Genomic DNA, 18,927 nt, shown 5'->3' on the forward strand with positions numbered 1-18,927 from the left:
GTTAAATCAGATTCAGTAACAATAGTTTAACGCATTTTGGACTCCGATAAAAAGGGTACGGTTGATAGATGATTAATATTCAAACAGAACGGCTGACGATTCGGCAGTTTGTCGAGTCTGATCTGGACGACTATTTCGCAATCGTTGGTGATCCTAAAAACGCTAAAGCAGCTGGTTTTCAGTATGCCCACCACAAGACAGATGCGGCCTATTTGTTACAGACGGCCATTAAACAGGGAATGGTGTTTGCCATCGTTGAAACGTTGACACAGCACGTGATCGGCAGTGTGGGGCTCTACCCTAAAATTGGCCAGAACGGGGAACAGGAAGCGGATGCAGCGGAGATCGGATACGTCTTAAACCGCGCGTACTGGGGCCAAGGCATTATGACGGAAGCCGCTGCCAGTTTGATCAAAACGGTGTTTGACCAGCAGTTACTAAAGACGATCTGGGCCAGCTTCTTAGATGATAATCAGCGCTCACAGCGGGTTTTGGAAAATCTGGGGTTTTATTACGTTGACAAGTTTACCCATTCAGCTCATGCCATTTATCAACCCGGCAAAACTGAGATCATCTATCGGTTAGACCGGCCAAACTAAACCGTGCTTGCATTTTAAGTGGGAACGGTTTAGTATTAAATGCATCAAAAGAAGAGGCGCGAATGACAAGAGTCGCTTTCAGGAGAACGATTAGGTTCTGTGATTGAAAGTAAAAGGGTCATTTGCCGAAGCTCGCCGTGGCTAATTACACGCGGAGCTGGGGCCAGTCCTAAGAAGGCTGGAACTGTCGCAACGATGTGTTGCGGAGAGCTTCCTACGGTAGAATGACTCTTAGGTCGTCTCGCAGGTAAGCTGCAGGCGGCCTTTTTTGTTGGCAAAAATGAGAGGGAAAGTGAGTGTAAGTAATGGCGAATCAAACAAGTGGCAATGGTGGTAACGAGGTCAAGCGTTCGCTCAAGACCCGACACCTTTCAATGATCGCGTTAGGCGGTAGTATTGGGACCGGGCTATTCGTTGCCAGTGGGTCAGCAATTTCAACGGCGGGCCCTGGTGGTGGGCTCTTAGCCTACGTTGCCCTAGGAATCATGGTCTATTTCTTAATGACTTCCTTGGGTGAAATGGCAACCAACATGCCAGTATCAGGATCGTTTGCAACGTACTCAACCAAGTATGTTGATCCGGCTTTAGGCTTTGCGATGGGCTGGAACTATTGGTTTAACTGGGCAATTACGTTAGCCGTGGATATTAGTACGGCGGCGTTAGTCATGAAATTCTGGTTACCAAATGTGCCCGGCTGGATCTGGAGTACGATCATTTTAGTGATGATTTTTATGATCAACGCGCTGACCGTTAAAGCCTTCGGTGAAACCGAATATTGGATGGCCATGATCAAAGTCGTCACCGTCGTTATCTTCTTGATCGTTGGTTTTGCAACGATCTTTGGTATCATGGGTGGCCACGCAACCGGTCTTTCGAACTTTACCTATAAGAAAGCCCCATTTGTTGGTGGTGTGCCAGCTATCTTAAGCGTCTTCGTTGTTGCCGGGTTCTCGTTCCAAGGAACTGAACTAGTCGGCATTACTGCCGGTGAATCAGCCACTCCTGAAAAGAGTGTCCCAAAGGCGATCAACCAAGTGTTCTGGCGGATTTTACTGTTCTACATTTTAGCAATCTTTGTCATTGCCTGCTTAATTCCTTACACTAGTCCGAAACTGCTGGGGTCTTCAGCCAGTGATATTGCGATCAGTCCCTTTACCTTAGTCTTTGAACGGGCAGGGTTAGCCGCAGCGGCCAGTGTCATGAACGCCGTTATCCTGACCTCGGTTATTTCCGCCGCTAATTCGGGGATGTATGCTTCGTCACGGATGTTATATTCACTAGCACTGGACGATTTTGCACCGAAGTATTTTGAACATACCACTAAAAACGGGGTGCCTTTGCGGGCCCAAGTCGCTACCACGATTGTTGGTGCGATTGCCTTTATCACCAGTATTGCCGGCCCAGAAGTCTATTCTTGGCTGATTGCTGCATCTGGTTTAACCGGGTTTATTGCTTGGGTGGGAATTGCGATTTCTCACTTCCGCTTCCGACGTGCCTTTGTTAAGCAGGGCCATCAGTTGTCTGAATTAAAGTACCATGCCAAGTGGTTCCCATTTGGTCCGATCTTAGCGTTTGTTTTGTGTATCTTAGTGATTATCGGCCAAAACCCATCAGCCTTCGTTCACTTTGACTGGAAGCAGATTGGGGTAACTTATCTGAGTGTGCCACTGTTCTTCATCCTGTTCTTCTGGTATAAGATCAAGTACCATACTGGTATTATTCCGCTGGATAAAGTGGATGTGACACCGCATAAGCATCAGGAAGATGTCGATACTAAATAGGCTTAAGTTAAAAAATGTCTTTTAAATAGTGAGCAAGAACGTGATTTTTAGTCAGTTTATTGGCTGAAGGTCGCGTTCTTTTTATATTAAATGCTGTGTAAATGATCACTAGTATGTAAATTACCCCCAACATATTGCATTTGCGGTCAGCCATGATACAATATGAAGTACTGACTTTTGAGATTAAAGGAGAAATTATCAATGATCGTACTTTCAGGAACCATCGGGGCTGGGAAAACCAGCTTAACCCACTTACTTGCGCAACACTTAAACAAACCAGCTTTTTATGAATCAGTCGAGGATAACGAAATTTTACCGTTATTCTACAAGAATCCTAAAAAATACGGCTTCTTACTGCAGATCTACTTCCTCAATAAGCGCCTAGATAGTATCAAAGCAGCTTCTAAAGACGATGAATCCGTTTTGGACCGGTCGATTTTTGAAGATTCACTATTGTTCAAGCTAAACGCTGATTTGGGCCGCGCAACCCAGACTGAATCTGATATTTATAATTCTCTCCTTCAAAACATGATGCAGGAGTTACCAGATACTAAGGAAAAGAAGAACCCCGACCTGCTGATCCACATTAACATTTCGTTTGATACGATGCTGACGCGGATCAAGAAGCGGGGCCGCTCATACGAACAGATCGATAAGGATCCGGAATTGTACGACTACTACAAGACGTTGGATGCCCGTTACGTGAACTGGTATCAGAATTATGATAAGTCACCTAAGATGCAGATCAACGGTGATGAATTTGATTTTGTTGAAGACACCGGTGCGCAAAAAAAGGTCCTTTCAATGGTCGACCAAAAGATTGCCGAATTAAATCTGTAACCCTGAGTTGCTTTTAGGGGCTAAATATTTTACAATGAATGCAATTACAAAACGCAATGTGCCTTTAAGTAGATGTTCAGAGAGACGGGCTAGTGGAATCCGTTCATCGAAACTCCAGTACATGAAAGCGGACAGTTAATCCTGTACGGTTGATCGCCGTTACCGATGTTGAGTGTGCAGTTAGGCTGCAAACTTGGGTGGTACCGCGAGCTTTCGTCCCAATTTTTGGGGCGGAAGCTTTTTTTGCGGGCCAAAAAAATGAGAGGAGCAGTATTATGATTGATTTAAAATTAGTACGTAATGAAACCGACTTTGTTAAGGAAAAGCTGGCTACCCGTGGTGTTGAGGCCGCAGAAATTGACGATCTATTAGCTGCTGATCAAAAGCGGCGTGACTTGATCGTTAAAAGTGAAACCATGAAGGCAACCCGTAACCAGGTTTCCGATGAAATTTCACAATTAAAGCGTAACAAAGAGGATGCAGCAGACAAGATCACCCAGATGAAACAGGTGAGTGCTGACATTAAAGCCATGGATGACCAGCTCACGACCATTGCTGAAGAAGTTCACGATAAAGCGTCAAGACTGCCAAACATTCCTAACGATAACGTGCCGGTCGGCTTGACCGAAGACGGTTCCGTTGAACTGCGGAAGTGGGGCGATATTCCCAGCTTTGACTTTAAGCCGAAGTCACACTGGGAAATCGGTGAAGCGCTGGGCATTTTAGACTTTGAACGCGGTGCTAAGGTTTCTGGCAGCCGTTTTCTGTACTACATCGGCCAGGGTGCACGTCTGGAACGGGCACTGTATAATTTCTTCTTAGACGAAAATGAAAAGGCCGGCTATACTGAAGTCTTGCCACCCTACATGGTCAATAGTGCTTCCATGTTTGGGACTGGTCAATTCCCGAAGTTTACCGAAGACGTTTACTCGTTAAAAGAAGCGGATGAGACCCTGATCCCGACTGCCGAAGTGCCATTGGTCAACTACTACCGTGACGATGTGATCGACACCGAGAAGTTACCCGTGAAGTTTACCGCACTGACACCGGCCTTCCGTTCTGAAGCGGGGAGTGCCGGCCGTGATACCCGTGGGCTTATTCGGCTGCATCAATTTAACAAGGTTGAAATGGTCCAATTTACAAAGCCCGATGAATCATGGGATGCCTTGGAAACGATGACTAACCATGCTGAAGATCTGCTGAAGAAGTTGGGCATTGCGCATCATGTGATCACGTTGACCACCAGTGACATGAGCTTTACCGCAGCCATGACTCATGATTTGGAAGTTTGGCTACCGTACCAAGACAAGTACCGTGAAATTTCCAGCTGTTCAAACTGTACCGATTTCCAAGCTCGTCGGGCCCACATCCAGTACCGTGATGACAACGGCAAGCTGCAGTATGTGCACACCTTGAACGGTTCTGGGCTGGCAGTTGGCCGAACCGTAGCTGCCATTTTAGAGAACTATCAAAATGCTGATGGCACGGTTGATATTCCTAAAGTCTTACAGCCATACATGGGCGGTCAGACGAAGATCGTTAAAGAGTAATCAAGCGTCGTAAAGACAGTTTTAATAGCCGGTAACCAGTTGATTTTGACTGGTTGCCGGCTATTTTGATAGCGTAAAGGCGTTTAAATACATTTTTATGAAGTTAAATAGATAACTTATACATTGACTTAATTGCTGGGTTTATAAAATAAACGCTAGTGGGAAAGTTAAACTGAGTGGAATCCTGAAAGTTAACGGGGAACCACCGGTAGCGCCTAACCCCCATTCTAAAATAGTTTAAAGAAATTTGAAAAAGGGGTAGCTTTTTTGAGAAAAGACGTGTAATATAGTTCTTGCAGTTGAAACACAGGACATATTGCTCTGAATAACTATTCAACAACTTAAAAAAAGTTGTTGACAGCCAATGGGCTGAATGATAAACTATAATAGTTGTTTCAAAGAGGTCGATCGTAATTGTTCACCTTTTGAGCATCATGGAGGATTAGCTCAGTTGGGAGAGCGTCTGCCTTACAAGCAGAGGGTCACAGGTTCGAGCCCTGTATCCTCCATTGAGCCGTTAGCTCAGTTGGTAGAGCATCTGACTTTTAATCAGAGGGTCGACAGTTCGAGACTGTCACGGCTCATTAACCAGGATCACCATGCGGGTGTGGCGGAACTGGCAGACGCGCTAGATTTAGGTTCTAGTGTCTTACGACGTGGGGGTTCGAGTCCCTTCACCCGCATTAGTTTAAAAACTAAATAGTATCATCACTTTCGCCGACTTAGCTCAGTTGGCAGAGCATCTCACTAGTAATGAGGAGGTCGGAGGTTCGAATCCTCTAGTCGGCATTGTGCGGAAGTAGTTCAGTGGTAGAACATCACCTTGCCATGGTGGGGGTCGCGGGTTCGAATCCCGTCTTCCGCTTTTTACGTTGATTTCCTGCCGGGGTGGCGGAATTGGCAGACGCACAGGACTTAAAATCCTGCGGTCAGTGATGACCGTACCGGTTCGATCCCGGTCCTCGGCATTTTTTAATTTAATAGCTTTATGCACCCATAGCGCAATTGGATAGAGTGTCTGACTACGAATCAGAAGGTTGTAGGTTCGACTCCTACTGGGTGCATTTTTGTTGTTTTCAAACAGCAAACGGGAAGTAGCTCAGCTTGGTAGAGCACTACGTTCGGGACGTAGGGGTCGCAGGTTCAAATCCTGTTTTCCCGATCATCGTCCAAACGGAAACGCATTAGAGAAGAGGTTATCAGCAATGATAGCCTCTTTTTTGTTGTCTAAAGAAGCACCTAATAGAGGATAACTGGTGTTTAAATGGGAGTTTTGTTGACTAATGCTTTATAATAGATATGTACAGTTAATCATCAAAAAGATTAGTTGTGAGGTATTAAAAACTTTATTATAGGAAGAAACTTTCTCGATTAAAATAAATTTGGCATTTCAGGCGACAAATTAAGGGTTAAACCTTTGCATTTTCACCAAACATTCGTATAATGAAAGTCAACATTAGTCAAAGATGATTGCTAAGTTGGTGAATGGAGGGATTAGCGTGCAAAATCAAAATATTTCCGATATTATTGAGCAGTACTTGAAAGAAATTTTGTCGGATACGGAGCACGTGGAAATTCGCCGATCTGAAGTTGCGGATTTGTTCAATGTGGTACCGTCACAAATCAATTATGTCATTAAAACCCGCTTTACACTATCCAATGGTTATTTGGTAGAGAGTAAGCGTGGCGGTGGCGGTTATATTCGAATCGAAAAGGTTAATTTATTAGATGATACCGATGTTTTAGACTCATTGATCGAAACCATTGGCGATTCGATAGGGCAACGCGATGGTTACGCCGTTGTTCAGGGCCTTTATGAAAGTGGTGTGATTGGCAGAAGAGAGGCTAATATCATTCTCACAATCATGAGCAAAGATACCCTGCAGATGGAAAACCGCGCGGATGAAAACGGCTTGAGGGCGCGTATTTTAGTCAGTATTTTGAAACATCTACGCTATGAGAGCTAAGAAAGTGAGGAATTGAAATGGATAATCTTTTTACCCCTAGTGCAAAGAGTGTCTTGGCATTAGCCCAAGAACAAGCGAAGTACTTTAAGCACCAAGCTGTTGGCACAGAACACTTACTTTTAGCACTCACGATTGAGAAAAATGGGATTGCTAATAAGGTTTTGCAGCAATTCTCCATTAGTGAAGATGACGTTCGTGAAGAAATCGAACGGTTCACCGGTTATGGCACTTTAAACAACGTTGATAAGGATACGTATCTGCCATACTCACCAAAAGCCAAGGACATGCTGTCCGTTGCTGGTGAAGAAGCTAAGCGAATCGGTGCTACTAAGATTGGGACCGAACACTTATTGCTGGCTTTATTAAGCGATGAAACGATCCTTTCCTCACGGATTTTGATGAATTTAAATATTGACTTAGCACAGGCGCGCAAAGTGATCTTGCGGAAACTGGGTGTGACTGAAGCTCAAGACAAACGGCGCAATCAACGTGGCCGAAAGCAGCAGGGTGGGACACCTACCCTGGACTCACTGGCGCGTGATCTGACCCAGTTAGCTCGTGATGACCGAATGGATCCAACGGTTGGCCGGGATAATGAAGTTCGCCGGGTCATTCAGATCCTGAGTCGCCGAACGAAAAATAACCCCGTGTTAATCGGGGAACCTGGTGTTGGTAAAACCGCGATTGCTGAAGGCTTAGCACAACGGATCGTTAAGGGTGATGTCCCTGATGATATGCAAAACAAACGCCTGATGGCCTTAGATATGGGCTCACTCGTTGCGGGTACCAAGTACCGTGGTGAATTTGAAGACCGCCTGAAGAAAGTGATCGAAGAAATCTACAACGATGGTGAAGTCATTCTCTTCATTGATGAGTTGCACACTTTGATCGGTGCAGGTGGTGCTGAAGGTGCCATTGATGCATCAAACATTTTGAAGCCCGCATTAGCACGTGGCGAACTGCAGACCATTGGGGCAACAACCCTTGATGAATACCAAAAGTACATTGAATCTGATGCGGCTCTGGAACGGCGGTTTGCGACCGTGCAAGTTAATGAACCGACAGAAGATGAAACCCTGCAGATCCTAAAGGGCCTGCGTCCACGTTATGAGGAACACCACAAGGCCAACATTAGTGATGAAGCATTGGATCAAGCTGTTAAGTTATCCACGAGATACATCACGGATCGTTACTTACCAGATAAGGCGATCGATTTGATGGATGAAGCGGCTGCTAAAGTGCGTGTCAGCCTGATGGATAAGCCTAATAATCAGACCAAGCAGGAAGCCAAATTATCAGATCTTTCTGACCAGCGCGAAGCGGCAATTTTAGACCAACGGTTTGAAGAAGCAGCTAAGATCCGTGAGCAAGAAATTGCTTTGAAGGACAAGCTGGATAAAAAGGCCGAAAAGCAGGCTGAATCTGGTGAAAAGTACAGTCTGAACGTTTCCGGCGAAGATGTCGCTGAAGTGGTTTCAGAGTGGACTGGGATTCCAACAACGCAGCTTAACCGGACTGAACAGGAACGGTTAGTCAACCTCGAAAGCATTTTGCACAAACGCGTGGTTGGCCAAGAAGAAGCCGTTTCAGCGGTTTCTCGAGCTATTCGGCGAGCGCGTTCCGGCTTGAAAGATCCGAACCGGCCAATTGGTTCGTTCATGTTCCTAGGCCCAACTGGTGTTGGGAAGACGGAACTTGCTAAGGCTTTAGCCGAAGCAATGTTTGGCTCTGAAGACAACATGATCAGAGTGGACATGAGTGAATACATGGAGAAGTACTCAACCAGTCGTTTGATCGGTTCAGCCCCTGGCTACGTTGGCTATGACGAAGGTGGTCAATTAACTGAAAAGGTACGTCAAAAGCCTTACTCAGTAGTTTTATTTGATGAAGTTGAAAAGGCTCACCCAGATGTCTTTAACCTGCTTTTGCAAGTTCTTGATGATGGTTACTTGACCGATTCCAAGGGACGTAAGGTCGACTTCAGAAATACCATTTTGATCATGACTTCTAACCTTGGTGCTACTAGGTTACGGGATGAAAAGACCGTTGGCTTCGGTGCCGAAGATAAGAGCGGCGACTATACCGCAATGGCTGAGACCATTAAGGAATCGCTGAAGCAATCCTTCCGGCCAGAGTTCTTGAACCGGATCGATGAAGTGGTGATCTTCCACAGCCTGAAGAAGAAGGAGCTTCACCAGATCGTCAAATTAATGGCTAAGATCGTCATTGATCGGGTGAAGGACCAGGGCATTGATATCAAGGTGACGCCAGCCGCTATTGATGTCATTGCTGATGCTGGCTTTGATCCTGAATACGGTGCACGGCCAATTCGGCGGGCACTGCAGACCAAGGTTGAAGACCGCTTAAGTGAAGCAATGCTGTCTGGTGAAATTCAGACGGGCAACATGGTGACCTTAGGCGCCAGTCACGGCAAGATTACCTTAAACGTTAAACAACCAGAAAAGACAGAACCCAAAACCAACGAAACCGTTGGCAGTAAGTAAATCAATCTAAAGTAGCCTGATGACCGTCATTCTTAATGGCGTCATCAGGCTACTTTTTGAATAGCGTCATAATTTGGGAGGTAAAATATGAGACAGCCTACTAGAAGGGATAGTGAGGGATAATCTGTTGACAATTTCATGGACAGCAGGTATACTATTTGCAGTATGTAACTGTGAACTGAAATGAGGCGTTGCGATCTATTGTCCGTAACGGCTCTTATAAAACCAAAAGTAAGAAGTTGCTTTCTTATTTTTGGATTTTTTTTGCCAAAAAACCGGTGAGAATACGTTTTCATTGAAAATGTAATCAAACTGTAATATATGGCTCAGTTCGCTGAATAAAATGGAGAGGTGAACAACTTGGCAGGACACTTGGTTAAATATGGCAAGCACCGGACCCGACGAAGCTATGCACGAATTAAGGAAGTTTTGGATCTCCCTAACTTGATTGAAATCCAAAAGAATTCGTACCAATGGTTTTTAGATGAAGGCCTTAAGGATATGTTCGATGACATTATGCCCATCGAAGATTTCCAGGGAAATCTTTCATTAGAGTTCGTTGATTACCAGTTGCTGGAACCAAAATATACCGTTGACGAAGCAAGAGAGCACGATGCCAACTTCTCGGCACCATTACATGTCACTTTACGGTTAACCAATCATGAGACTGGTGAAATTAAATCCCAAGATGTTTTCTTCGGCGATTTTCCACTGATGACGGAACAAGGGACGTTTATTATTAACGGTGCCGAACGGGTTATCGTTTCTCAATTAGTACGTTCCCCTGGTGTTTATTATACTAAAGAAACTGACAAGAACGGCCGCACAGTCTACGGTGCCACTGTCATTCCTAACCGGGGTGCTTGGCTGGAATTCGAAACTGATGCTAAGGGCTTGTCTTACGTCCGGATCGACCGGACTCGTAAGATCCCAATGACTGAATTAGTTCGGGCCTTAGGCTTCGGTTCTGATGACGAAATCATCAAGATGTACGGTGATAACGACAGTCTGATGTCAACCTTGGAAAAGGATGTTCATAAAAACAGCGAAGATTCACGTGTTGAAGAAGCCTTAAAGGACATTTACGAACGTCTACGTCCAGGTGAACCTAAGACTGCTGATTCATCACGGAGTCTTTTGACAGCTCGTTTCTTCGATCCAAAGCGTTACGATATGGCACCCGTTGGCCGTTACAAGACAAACAAGAAGCTGGTCTTAAAGAACCGGTTACTTGGTTTGACGTTGGCTGAAACCTTAGCTGATCCAGATACTGGTGAAGTTTTGGCACAAAAGGGTGATGTGATCGATAAGGATCGTTTGAAGACCTTAACACCATACCTTGACCGCGACGACTTTAAGACGGTTACTTACACGCCTTCAGACGAAGCGGTGGTCACTGAGCCAGTTGTTCTGCAGACCATCATGGTGCAATCACCTGATGATCCAGAACGTGCTATTCCAGTGATTGGTAATGGTCACATTGATTTGAAATGGAAACACATTAAACCCGCTGATATCTTAGCTGCGGTCAACTACTTCTTTGATCTACAAGATGGTATTGGCGACACCGATGATATTGATCACTTGGGTAACCGTCGAATTCGTTCTGTTGGTGAATTACTGCAGAACCAATTTAGAATTGGTTTATCCCGGATGGAACGGGTCGTTCGTGAACGGATGTCAATTCAGGATGCTTCGACCGTTACACCACAACAGCTGATCAATATTCGGCCAGTGGTTGCGTCGATCAAAGAATTCTTCGGTTCATCACAACTGTCACAATTCATGGATCAAACCAACCCCTTGGGTGAATTAACGCATAAGCGTCGTCTTTCAGCCCTTGGACCTGGTGGTTTGACTCGTGACCGTGCCGGTTATGAAGTTCGTGATGTGCACTATACGCATTACGGCCGGATGTGCCCAATTGAAACCCCTGAAGGGCCTAACATTGGACTGATCAACAGTCTGTCTTCTTATGCCCGGATCAACAAGTACGGCTTTATTGAAACGCCATACCGTCGTGTTTCATGGACAACGCATAAGGTTACCAACAAGATTGATTACCTGACTGCTGATGAAGAAGATAATTTCGTTGTTGCACAAGCTAACTCACCATTGAACGACGATGGTTCATTCGTTAATAATTTGGTTATGGCCCGTGCAAAGTCAGAAAACATTGAAACTGGTATCGAAAACGTCGATTACATGGACGTTTCGCCTAAGCAAGTTGTCTCGGTCGCTACGGCCTGCATTCCTTTCTTGGAAAATGATGACTCAAACCGGGCGTTAATGGGTGCTAACATGATGCGTCAAGCCGTTCCATTGCTTGATCCTCATTCGCCATTGATCGGTACTGGGATTGAATACAAAGCTGCTCATGACTCTGGTGTTGCCTTGCTTTGCAAGCACCCAGGGACAGTTGAATACGTTGATGCCCGTGGTATTCGTGTTCGTCGCGAAGACGGTGCATTAGATAACTACAAGTTAATGAAGTTCCAACGTTCTAACGGTGGTAAGAACTACAACCAACGTCCAATCGTTAAAGTCGGCGATAAGGTCGATCCAGACGAAGTGTTGGCTGATGGCCCATCAATGGAAGATGGCGAATTGGCATTAGGCCAAAACCCATTAGTTGCCTTCATGACTTGGCAAGGTTACAACTTCGAAGATGCTATCGCTATTAGTGAACGATTAGTGACTGACGATGTTTACACTTCAATTCATATTGAAGAGTACGAATCAGAAGCGCGTGATACTAAACTTGGCCCTGAAGAAATTTCTCGTGAAATTCCTAACGTTGGGGAAGATGCACTTAAGAACCTTGACGAAGAAGGCATTATCCGGATCGGTGCTGAAGTCCATGATGGTGACATTCTGGTTGGTAAAGTAACGCCTAAGGGTGTCACTGAATTATCAGCTGAGGAACGTTTGCTGCATGCGATCTTTGGTGAAAAGGCCCGTGAAGTTCGTGATACTTCACTTAAGGTGCCTCATGGTGGTGGCGGCATTATTCAAAACGTCCGCATCTTCACCCGTGAAAACGGTGATGAATTATCACCTGGTGTTAACATGATGGTTCGAGTTTACATCGCCCAAAAGCGTAAGTTACAAGTGGGTGACAAGATGTCCGGCCGTCATGGTAACAAGGGGACGGTTTCCGTTGTTATCCCTCAAGAAGATATGCCATACATGCCAGATGGTACCCCAATCGATATCATGCTGAGCCCAATGGGTGTGCCTTCACGGATGAACATCGGTCAAGTTTTGGAACTGCATTTAGGAATGGCTGCTCGTAAACTGGGTATCCACATTTCAACCCCTGTTTTTGATGGTGCGCGAGATGAAGATATCTGGGCTGCTGTTAAGGAAGCGGGTATGGCTGATGATGCCAAGACCGTTTTGTATGATGGCCGTACCGGTGAACCATTTGACAAACGAATTGCCGTTGGGGTTATGCACTACATGAAGCTGGCCCATATGGTTGACGATAAGATCCATGCACGTTCGATCGGACCTTACTCATTAGTTACCCAACAGCCACTTGGTGGTAAAGCACAATTTGGTGGCCAACGGTTTGGTGAAATGGAAGTTTGGGCACTTGAAGCTTATGGTGCTGCTTACACCCTGCAAGAGATCTTGACTTACAAGTCAGATGACGTTGTTGGCCGTGTTAAGACTTACGAAGCCATTGTCAAGGGTGAACCAATTCCTAAGCCAGGGGTTCCTGAATCCTTCCGTGTGTTGGTTAAGGAATTACAATCACTGGGTCTGGACATGAAGGTCTTAGGCTCTGATAACAAAGAAATCGAGTTACGCGACATGGATGACGAAGATGACGACGTGGTAAACGTTGACGCTTTGAGTAAATTCGCGGAACAGCAAAAGGAACAAAAGAAGGCTACTGAGGCTAAAGCCGCTCAAGCAGCCAAAACTGATGAAGCTGACACTAACGCTAAGGATTAATTAAAGGGAGGTCGATCCATTGGTCGATGTCAATAAGTTCGAAAGCATGCAAATTGGACTTGCATCGCCTGACAAGATTCGGAGCTGGTCATATGGCGAAGTCAAGAAGCCAGAAACCATCAACTACCGAACTCTAAAGCCAGAAAAAGACGGACTGTTCGATGAACGTATCTTTGGCCCAACTAAAGATTGGGAATGTGCTTGTGGTAAGTACAAGCGGATTCGTTACAAGGGGGTCGTTTGTGACCGTTGTGGCGTTGAAGTTACCCGTTCAAAGGTTCGTCGTGAACGAATGGGACACATTGAATTAGCTGCGCCGGTTACCCATATTTGGTACTTCAAGGGTATTCCAAGCCGGATGGGTCTTGTCCTCGACATGAGCCCACGCTCACTTGAAGAAATCATCTACTTTGCTTCATACGTTGTGCTTGAACCAGGTAACACACCGCTTGAAAAGAAGCAGCTGCTTTCCGAACGTGAATACCGTGAAAAGAAAGCTGAGTATGGTAATGGATTCAACGCCGAAATGGGTGCTGAAGCCATTAAGAAATTACTCCGCGATGTTGATTTAGATAAAGAAGTTTCAGAATTAAAGGAAGCTTTGAAGGAAGCCACTGGTCAAAAACGGACGCGTGCCGTTCGTCGTTTGGACATTCTGGAAGCCTTCGTGACGTCTGGTAATAAGCCGGAGTGGATGGTAATGGATGCTATTCCGGTTATCCCACCTGACTTACGGCCAATGGTTCAATTGGAAGGTGGCCGTTTCGCCACTTCTGACTTGAACGATTTGTACCGTCGTGTGATCAACCGTAACAACCGTCTCAAGCGTTTGTTAGACCTGCATGCACCTGGTATCATCGTTCAAAACGAAAAGCGGATGCTGCAAGAAGCCGTTGATGCTTTGATCGATAACGGTCGTCGTGGCCGTCCAGTTTCTGGTCCAGGTAACCGGCCATTGAAGTCTCTTTCACATATGCTGAAAGGGAAGCAAGGTCGATTCCGTCAAAACTTACTGGGTAAGCGTGTTGATTACTCAGGCCGTTCTGTTATTGATGTGGGACCTTCATTACGGATGAACCAAATGGGTCTGCCAGTGCCAATGGCAATGGAACTCTTCAAGCCGTTCATCATGAAGGAATTAGTTAGCCGCGGGTTAGCTTCTAACATTAAGAACGCTAAGCGTAAGATCGATCGTGAAGATGAAGATGTTTACAGTGTGCTTGAAGATGTCATTAAAGAACACCCTGTTCTGTTAAACCGGGCACCTACGCTTCACCGTTTGGGGATTCAAGCCTTCGAACCAGTGCTGGTAAGTGGTAAGTCAATGCGGTTACACCCATTAGCTTGTGAAGCTTACAACGCCGATTTTGATGGTGACCAAATGGCCATTCACGTGCCGCTATCTGATGAAGCCCAAGCTGAAGCACGTTTGCTGATGCTTGCTGCCCACCATATTCTGGCACCTAAGGATGGGAAGCCCGTTGTGACACCATCTCAAGATATGGTTATCGGTAACTACTACCTGACTTTGGAAGAAGTTGGCCGTGAAGGCGAAGGTATGATCTTTAAAGATACTAACGAAGCGGTACTTGCTTACCGTAACGGGTTAGTTCACTGGCATTCACGTGTTGGGGTTCAAACTTCATCTTTGAAGGGCAAGCCATTTACTGACGAACAAAAGTCTAAGATCATGGTTACCAGTGTTGGTAAACTGATCTTCAACGGTATTTTGCCACAATCATTCCCATACTTGAATGAACCAACGGATACTAACTTAAACGGCCATGTGCCAGATAAGTACTTCTTGGATAAGGGTGAAGATATTCATGATTATCTCAAGGATGCTGAACTGGTCAAGCCATTTAACAAAGGTTTCTTGAGTGACATTATCGCTGAAGTTTACAAGCAGTACAAAGTGACTGAAACGTCACTGCTGCTTGACCGTATGAAGGACTTAGGTTACGACAAATCAACGCAGTCAGGCTTAACCGTCGGAATCGTTGACGTTACCGAAGTTCCTGATAAGCCTGAAATTATTGATGCTGCCCACAAACAAGTGGCTACCATCACGAAACAGTTCCGTCGTGGTTTGATTACCGACCACGAACGCTACGAACGTGTTATTGGTGTTTGGAACGATGCTAAGGATACCTTGCAAGACAAGCTGATCCATAACTTCGATCCGCAAAACCCAATTTACATGATGAGTGATTCTGGTGCCCGTGGTAACATTTCTAACTTTACGCAACTTGCCGGTATGCGTGGCTTGATGGCCGCTCCTAACGGTGAGATCATGGAATTGCCGATCACCGCAAACTTCCGTGAAGGCCTTTCTGTTTTGGAAATGTTTATTTCTACCCATGGTGCCCGTAAAGGGATGACCGATACCGCCTTGAAGACTGCCAACTCAGGTTACTTAACCCGTCGTCTGGTTGATGTGGCTCAAGACGTTATCGTTCGTGAAGAAGACTGTGGAACTGATCGTGGTTTGACCGTTACTGATATCAAGAATGGTAACGAAATGATCGAACCATTATACGATCGGATCTTAGGTCGTTACACCATGAAGACGGTCAATGATCCTAAGACTGGTGAAGTGATCATCAGTGCTAACAAGATGATTGACGAAACCACTGCGCAACGGATCATTGACGCTGGTATTAAATCAGTTACAATTCGTTCCGTCTTTACTTGCAACACGTCTCACGGGGTCTGCGAACGTTGCTACGGTCGTAACATGGCTACTGGGGATCAAGTTGAAGTTGGTGAAGCAGTTGGGACTGTTGCCGCACAATCAATCGGTGAACCTGGTACGCAATTAACCATGCGTAACTTCCATACCGGTGGTGTTGCCGGAAACGAAGATATTACCCAAGGGCTTCCTCGTGTTCAAGAAATCTTTGAATCCCGGAACCCTAAAGGTAAAGCTGAGATCACTGAAGTTACTGGTACGGTTGAATCAATCGAAGAAAACCCAGCAGAACGGACTAAGGTAATCACCATTAAGGGTGAAGCTGACACGAGAAGTTACACACTTCCAATTACGGCTCAGCTGAAGGTGACTGAAGGCGACTTCGTCCACCGTGGTGCTGCGCTTAACGAAGGGTCAGTTGATCCTAAGGAATTGATTCGGGTCCGCGATGTGCTTTCTACTGAGAGCTACTTGCTAAGTGAAGTTCAAAAGACTTACCGGATGCAAGGTGTGGCTGTCTTGGATAAGCATATTGAAATCATGGTTCGTCAAATGCTTCGTAAGGTTCGGATCATGGATCCAGCTGATACGGATGTCTTACCTGGTACCCTGATGGATATCGATGATTTCCGTGACCATAACTACAAGACGTTGATTTCTGGTGGCACGCCTGCCACTGCTCGTCCCGTTATCCTTGGGATCACCAAGGCCGCTCTTGAAACAAACAGTTTCTTGTCAGCTGCCTCATTCCAGGAAACGACTCGAGTATTGACGGATGCTGCTATCCGCGGTAAGAACGATCCATTGGTCGGTCTTAAAGAAAACGTTATTATTGGTAAGATCATTCCAGCTGGTACTGGGATGCCTAATTACCGTAAGATCAAGCCAAAAGAAGTTGGCGGATCTTCTACTGACGGCGTCTACTCAATTAATGAGTTAGAACGCAAGATGAAAGAGGAAGAAGCTAAGTAAATTTGGTTATAGAAAGCGACTAGCTGTTGAGGCTAGTCGCTTTTTTGTGTTAGATAAAAAAGAGTATGAACAGGTAACTGGTTGCAATAAACGGCATAAAGGGCAGGCGGTGTTGGTGCAGTATCTGACTGGCTATCAGTCCCAGACTGCTACTGAATAGCAGTAGCCAAGCAAACGGCGTTAAACCGAGTAACAAAAATAAACCAAGAAAAGCGTCTAAATCACCTGAACCGATCCAAGACAGATGAGGGTCAAAAAATTGACTTAACAGCCAGATGACTATCAGACCGGTAAACAGCAAATGATGTGGCTGATAAAGGGTGTATACTAAAGTCGAGCAAGTCATCAAACAGTAGCTATAGAGGGCTGAAAATTCAAAGTGGGCCGCATCGGCCACGGCCATGAAAAATAATAGGGTGCCAACCAGTAGGTAACAGGTACTCATGATGGTGGGCTGCCAGCAAGATACGAGACTGCCAAAAAATAATTCACAAAAAATGGTTGCTGGTGAAATTTGGTGGCTGCATGAGCGACACCGACCACGTAGATTTAAATAGGAAAGAATTGGGACTAAATCAAACCAGAAAATGGTGGTAGCACAGTTATCACATGCTGATCGGGCAGGGTGCCAAAGACTTTTGCCCCCGACCAGCCTGGAATAATTGGCGAATAAAAAAGAACCCAGGATAGTACCGACGATAAATTGAATTAAGACCATTTGATCACCTCAATCCTAATTACGGTTTTTAAGGCGGTAATCATTTTCACGGAATAACGTTGTTTTTTGCGGATGTTTGGCACTTGGCGTTGACATTAAACGACGAAGCGTGGTATTCTTTTAAAGGTGCTTTTTGTAGACCGGTTTCTGCTTTGCAGACATGCTGACGGAAAACATGGCACGATAAAGGATCAACATCCGCTTTTATTTTTGCCCAAAAATGAATCACCTGGATGTGTGGACTTAAAATAACTCGAATAAGGAAGGAGGACTCTTAGATGCCTACAATCAACCAATTGGTTCGTAAAGGTCGTAAATCTAGAAGTTCTAAATCAGATGCCCCAGCTTTAAACTACGGGTATAACAGTTTCAAGAAGCAACAAGTTAGCAACCCTGCACCACAAAAGCGTGGTGTAGCAACTCGTGTTGGTACGATGACACCAAAGAAGCCTAACTCAGCTTTGCGGAAGTACGCACGTGTTCGTTTGTCTAACTTGATCGAAGTAACAGCATACATTCCTGGTATCGGTCATAACCTTCAGGAACATAGTGTTGTTTTAATTCGTGGTGGCCGTGTTAAGGATTTACCTGGTGTTCGTTACCATGTTATCCGTGGTGCTTTGGATACTGCCGGCGTTGAAGACCGTCGTCAATCTCGTTCTAAGTACGGTACCAAGAAACCTAAGGAATAAAAACTTAAACACTAAGTTCCAACAAGGAGGATATAAGTAATGCCAAGAAAAGGAAACGTCCAAAAACGTGAAGTCCTTCCTGACCCAATCTACAACTCAAAGATGGTTACCCGTTTGATCAACCACTTGATGTTAGATGGTAAGCGAGGCACTGCATCACAAATTCTTTATGGTGCATTTGATTTAATTAAGAAAGAAACTAATAACGATCCCGTTGAAGTCTTTGACGAAGCAATGAAGAACGTTATGCCGGTCTTGGAAGTTAAGGCTCGCCGTGTCGGTGGTTCTAACTACCAAGTTCCAATCGAAGTTCGTCCAGAACGTCGGTCAACATTAGGCCTTCGTTGGATCGTTAACTACTCACGTTCGCGTGGTGAACACACGATGACTGAACGGTTAGCTCGCGAAATCATGGATGCTGCCAACAATACTGGTGCATCTGTTAAGAAGCGTGAAGACACGCATAAGATGGCCGATGCCAACCGTGCATTTGCTCATTACCGTTGGTAATTTGCAAAACTGTTTGCTGTCAGCACCACTATTTGTGGTTACGCACAAGCTAGTTAAATGTTGATAGTGATTTGTTGGGGTGGCTATAATTATTTTTTAATTTAGCCATCCCTTTTATTAAATGTGATTAAACTTGAGA

General features: G+C 45.2%; 11 protein-coding genes, 8 tRNA genes, 1 pseudogene and 1 riboswitch. Of the genes and pseudogenes, 18 read left to right on the top strand and 2 right to left on the bottom strand.

All coding sequences use genetic code 11. The features are described from left to right. Positions 1 to 68 precede the first annotated feature (68 nt). The 16 genes from CES79_RS01335 to rpoC all read left to right on the top strand — a co-directional run bounded on the left by CES79_RS01335 (position 69) and on the right by rpoC (position 16,868). A complete protein-coding gene (locus CES79_RS01335; protein WP_054653909.1) occupies positions 69 to 599 on the top strand; it encodes a GNAT family N-acetyltransferase in 531 nt (176 codons plus the stop codon). A gap of 43 nt (positions 600 to 642) precedes the next feature. Next, positions 643 to 820: riboswitch (Lysine riboswitch) on the top strand. An 84-nt stretch (positions 821 to 904) separates the two neighbouring features. Beyond that, the gene (locus CES79_RS01340) at positions 905 to 2,380 is read left to right on the top strand and encodes an amino acid permease (protein WP_054653911.1); all 1,476 of its coding nucleotides are present in this window, start codon (positions 905 to 907) and stop codon (positions 2,378 to 2,380) included. A gap of 201 nt (positions 2,381 to 2,581) precedes the next feature. Then, positions 2,582 to 3,220, top strand: a complete 639-nt coding sequence (locus CES79_RS01345; RefSeq protein WP_089136090.1) for a deoxynucleoside kinase — start codon at positions 2,582 to 2,584, stop codon at positions 3,218 to 3,220. Between the two features lie 275 nt (positions 3,221 to 3,495). Beyond that, entirely contained in the window at positions 3,496 to 4,770 is a 1,275-nt protein-coding gene (gene serS, locus CES79_RS01350; RefSeq protein WP_089136091.1) for a serine--tRNA ligase, read from the top strand. Positions 4,771 to 5,206: 436 nt separating this feature from the next. Continuing rightward, positions 5,207 to 5,279 (top strand) — tRNA-Val (locus tag CES79_RS01355). Positions 5,280 to 5,281: 2 nt separating this feature from the next. Further along, positions 5,282 to 5,354: transfer RNA gene (locus tag CES79_RS01360), tRNA-Lys, on the top strand. Positions 5,355 to 5,371: 17 nt separating this feature from the next. Further along, positions 5,372 to 5,453: transfer RNA gene (locus CES79_RS01365), tRNA-Leu, on the top strand. Between the two features lie 33 nt (positions 5,454 to 5,486). Beyond that, a tRNA-Thr gene (locus tag CES79_RS01370) sits at positions 5,487 to 5,559 on the top strand. Positions 5,560 to 5,563: 4 nt separating this feature from the next. Next, a tRNA-Gly gene (locus CES79_RS01375) sits at positions 5,564 to 5,635 on the top strand. A gap of 17 nt (positions 5,636 to 5,652) precedes the next feature. Then, positions 5,653 to 5,738 (top strand) — tRNA-Leu (locus CES79_RS01380). A gap of 22 nt (positions 5,739 to 5,760) precedes the next feature. Next, a tRNA-Arg gene (locus tag CES79_RS01385) sits at positions 5,761 to 5,834 on the top strand. A gap of 24 nt (positions 5,835 to 5,858) precedes the next feature. After that, positions 5,859 to 5,932: transfer RNA gene (locus tag CES79_RS01390), tRNA-Pro, on the top strand. 337 nt (positions 5,933 to 6,269) lie between these two features. Further along, positions 6,270 to 6,737, top strand: a complete 468-nt coding sequence (locus CES79_RS01395) for a CtsR family transcriptional regulator (RefSeq protein ID WP_054653913.1) — start codon at positions 6,270 to 6,272, stop codon at positions 6,735 to 6,737. A gap of 17 nt (positions 6,738 to 6,754) precedes the next feature. Further along, entirely contained in the window at positions 6,755 to 9,241 is a 2,487-nt protein-coding gene (locus tag CES79_RS01400; protein ID WP_089136092.1) for an ATP-dependent Clp protease ATP-binding subunit, read from the top strand. 351 nt (positions 9,242 to 9,592) lie between these two features. Then, positions 9,593 to 13,204: a DNA-directed RNA polymerase subunit beta gene (gene rpoB / locus CES79_RS01405; RefSeq protein ID WP_170173484.1), complete on the top strand. Its 3,612-nt coding sequence runs from the start codon at positions 9,593 to 9,595 to the stop codon at positions 13,202 to 13,204. A gap of 19 nt (positions 13,205 to 13,223) precedes the next feature. Next, positions 13,224 to 16,868, top strand: coding sequence for a DNA-directed RNA polymerase subunit beta' (gene rpoC, locus CES79_RS01410; RefSeq protein WP_054653915.1), 3,645 nt, complete (start codon positions 13,224 to 13,226; stop codon positions 16,866 to 16,868). A gap of 49 nt (positions 16,869 to 16,917) precedes the next feature. On the opposite strand, the gene CES79_RS13050 is transcribed toward rpoC, so the two are convergent. Continuing rightward, on the bottom strand, positions 16,918 to 17,313 hold the full coding sequence (locus CES79_RS13050) for a hypothetical protein (RefSeq protein WP_225362279.1): 396 nt from the start codon (positions 17,311 to 17,313) through the stop codon (positions 16,918 to 16,920). Between the two features lie 33 nt (positions 17,314 to 17,346). Then, positions 17,347 to 17,586: pseudogene (locus CES79_RS13170) on the bottom strand (prepilin peptidase); the annotation flags it as partial. 278 nt (positions 17,587 to 17,864) lie between these two features. Here CES79_RS13170 and rpsL point away from each other — a divergent pair. After that, the gene (gene rpsL / locus CES79_RS01420; protein ID WP_054653919.1) at positions 17,865 to 18,278 is read left to right on the top strand and encodes a 30S ribosomal protein S12; all 414 of its coding nucleotides are present in this window, start codon (positions 17,865 to 17,867) and stop codon (positions 18,276 to 18,278) included. A 39-nt stretch (positions 18,279 to 18,317) separates the two neighbouring features. Beyond that, positions 18,318 to 18,788, top strand: coding sequence for a 30S ribosomal protein S7 (gene rpsG / locus CES79_RS01425; protein ID WP_054653921.1), 471 nt, complete (start codon positions 18,318 to 18,320; stop codon positions 18,786 to 18,788). Positions 18,789 to 18,927 lie beyond the last annotated feature (139 nt).

Origin of the sequence: Secundilactobacillus silagei JCM 19001, from assembly GCF_002217945.1 — a bacterium.
GTDB lineage: Bacteria > Bacillota > Bacilli > Lactobacillales > Lactobacillaceae > Secundilactobacillus > Secundilactobacillus silagei.

Coding starts and splice junctions, on each gene's coding strand:
- CES79_RS01335 (WP_054653909.1), top strand. CDS start 69: ATGATTAATATTCAAACAGAACGGCTGACGATTCGGCAGTTTGTCGAG.
- CES79_RS01340 (WP_054653911.1), top strand. CDS start 905: ATGGCGAATCAAACAAGTGGCAATGGTGGTAACGAGGTCAAGCGTTCG.
- CES79_RS01345 (WP_089136090.1), top strand. CDS start 2,582: ATGATCGTACTTTCAGGAACCATCGGGGCTGGGAAAACCAGCTTAACC.
- serS (WP_089136091.1), top strand. CDS start 3,496: ATGATTGATTTAAAATTAGTACGTAATGAAACCGACTTTGTTAAGGAA.
- CES79_RS01400 (WP_089136092.1), top strand. CDS start 6,755: ATGGATAATCTTTTTACCCCTAGTGCAAAGAGTGTCTTGGCATTAGCC.
- CES79_RS13050 (WP_225362279.1), bottom strand. CDS start 17,313: ATGAGTACCTGTTACCTACTGGTTGGCACCCTATTATTTTTCATGGCC.
- rpsL (WP_054653919.1), top strand. CDS start 17,865: ATGCCTACAATCAACCAATTGGTTCGTAAAGGTCGTAAATCTAGAAGT.
- rpsG (WP_054653921.1), top strand. CDS start 18,318: ATGCCAAGAAAAGGAAACGTCCAAAAACGTGAAGTCCTTCCTGACCCA.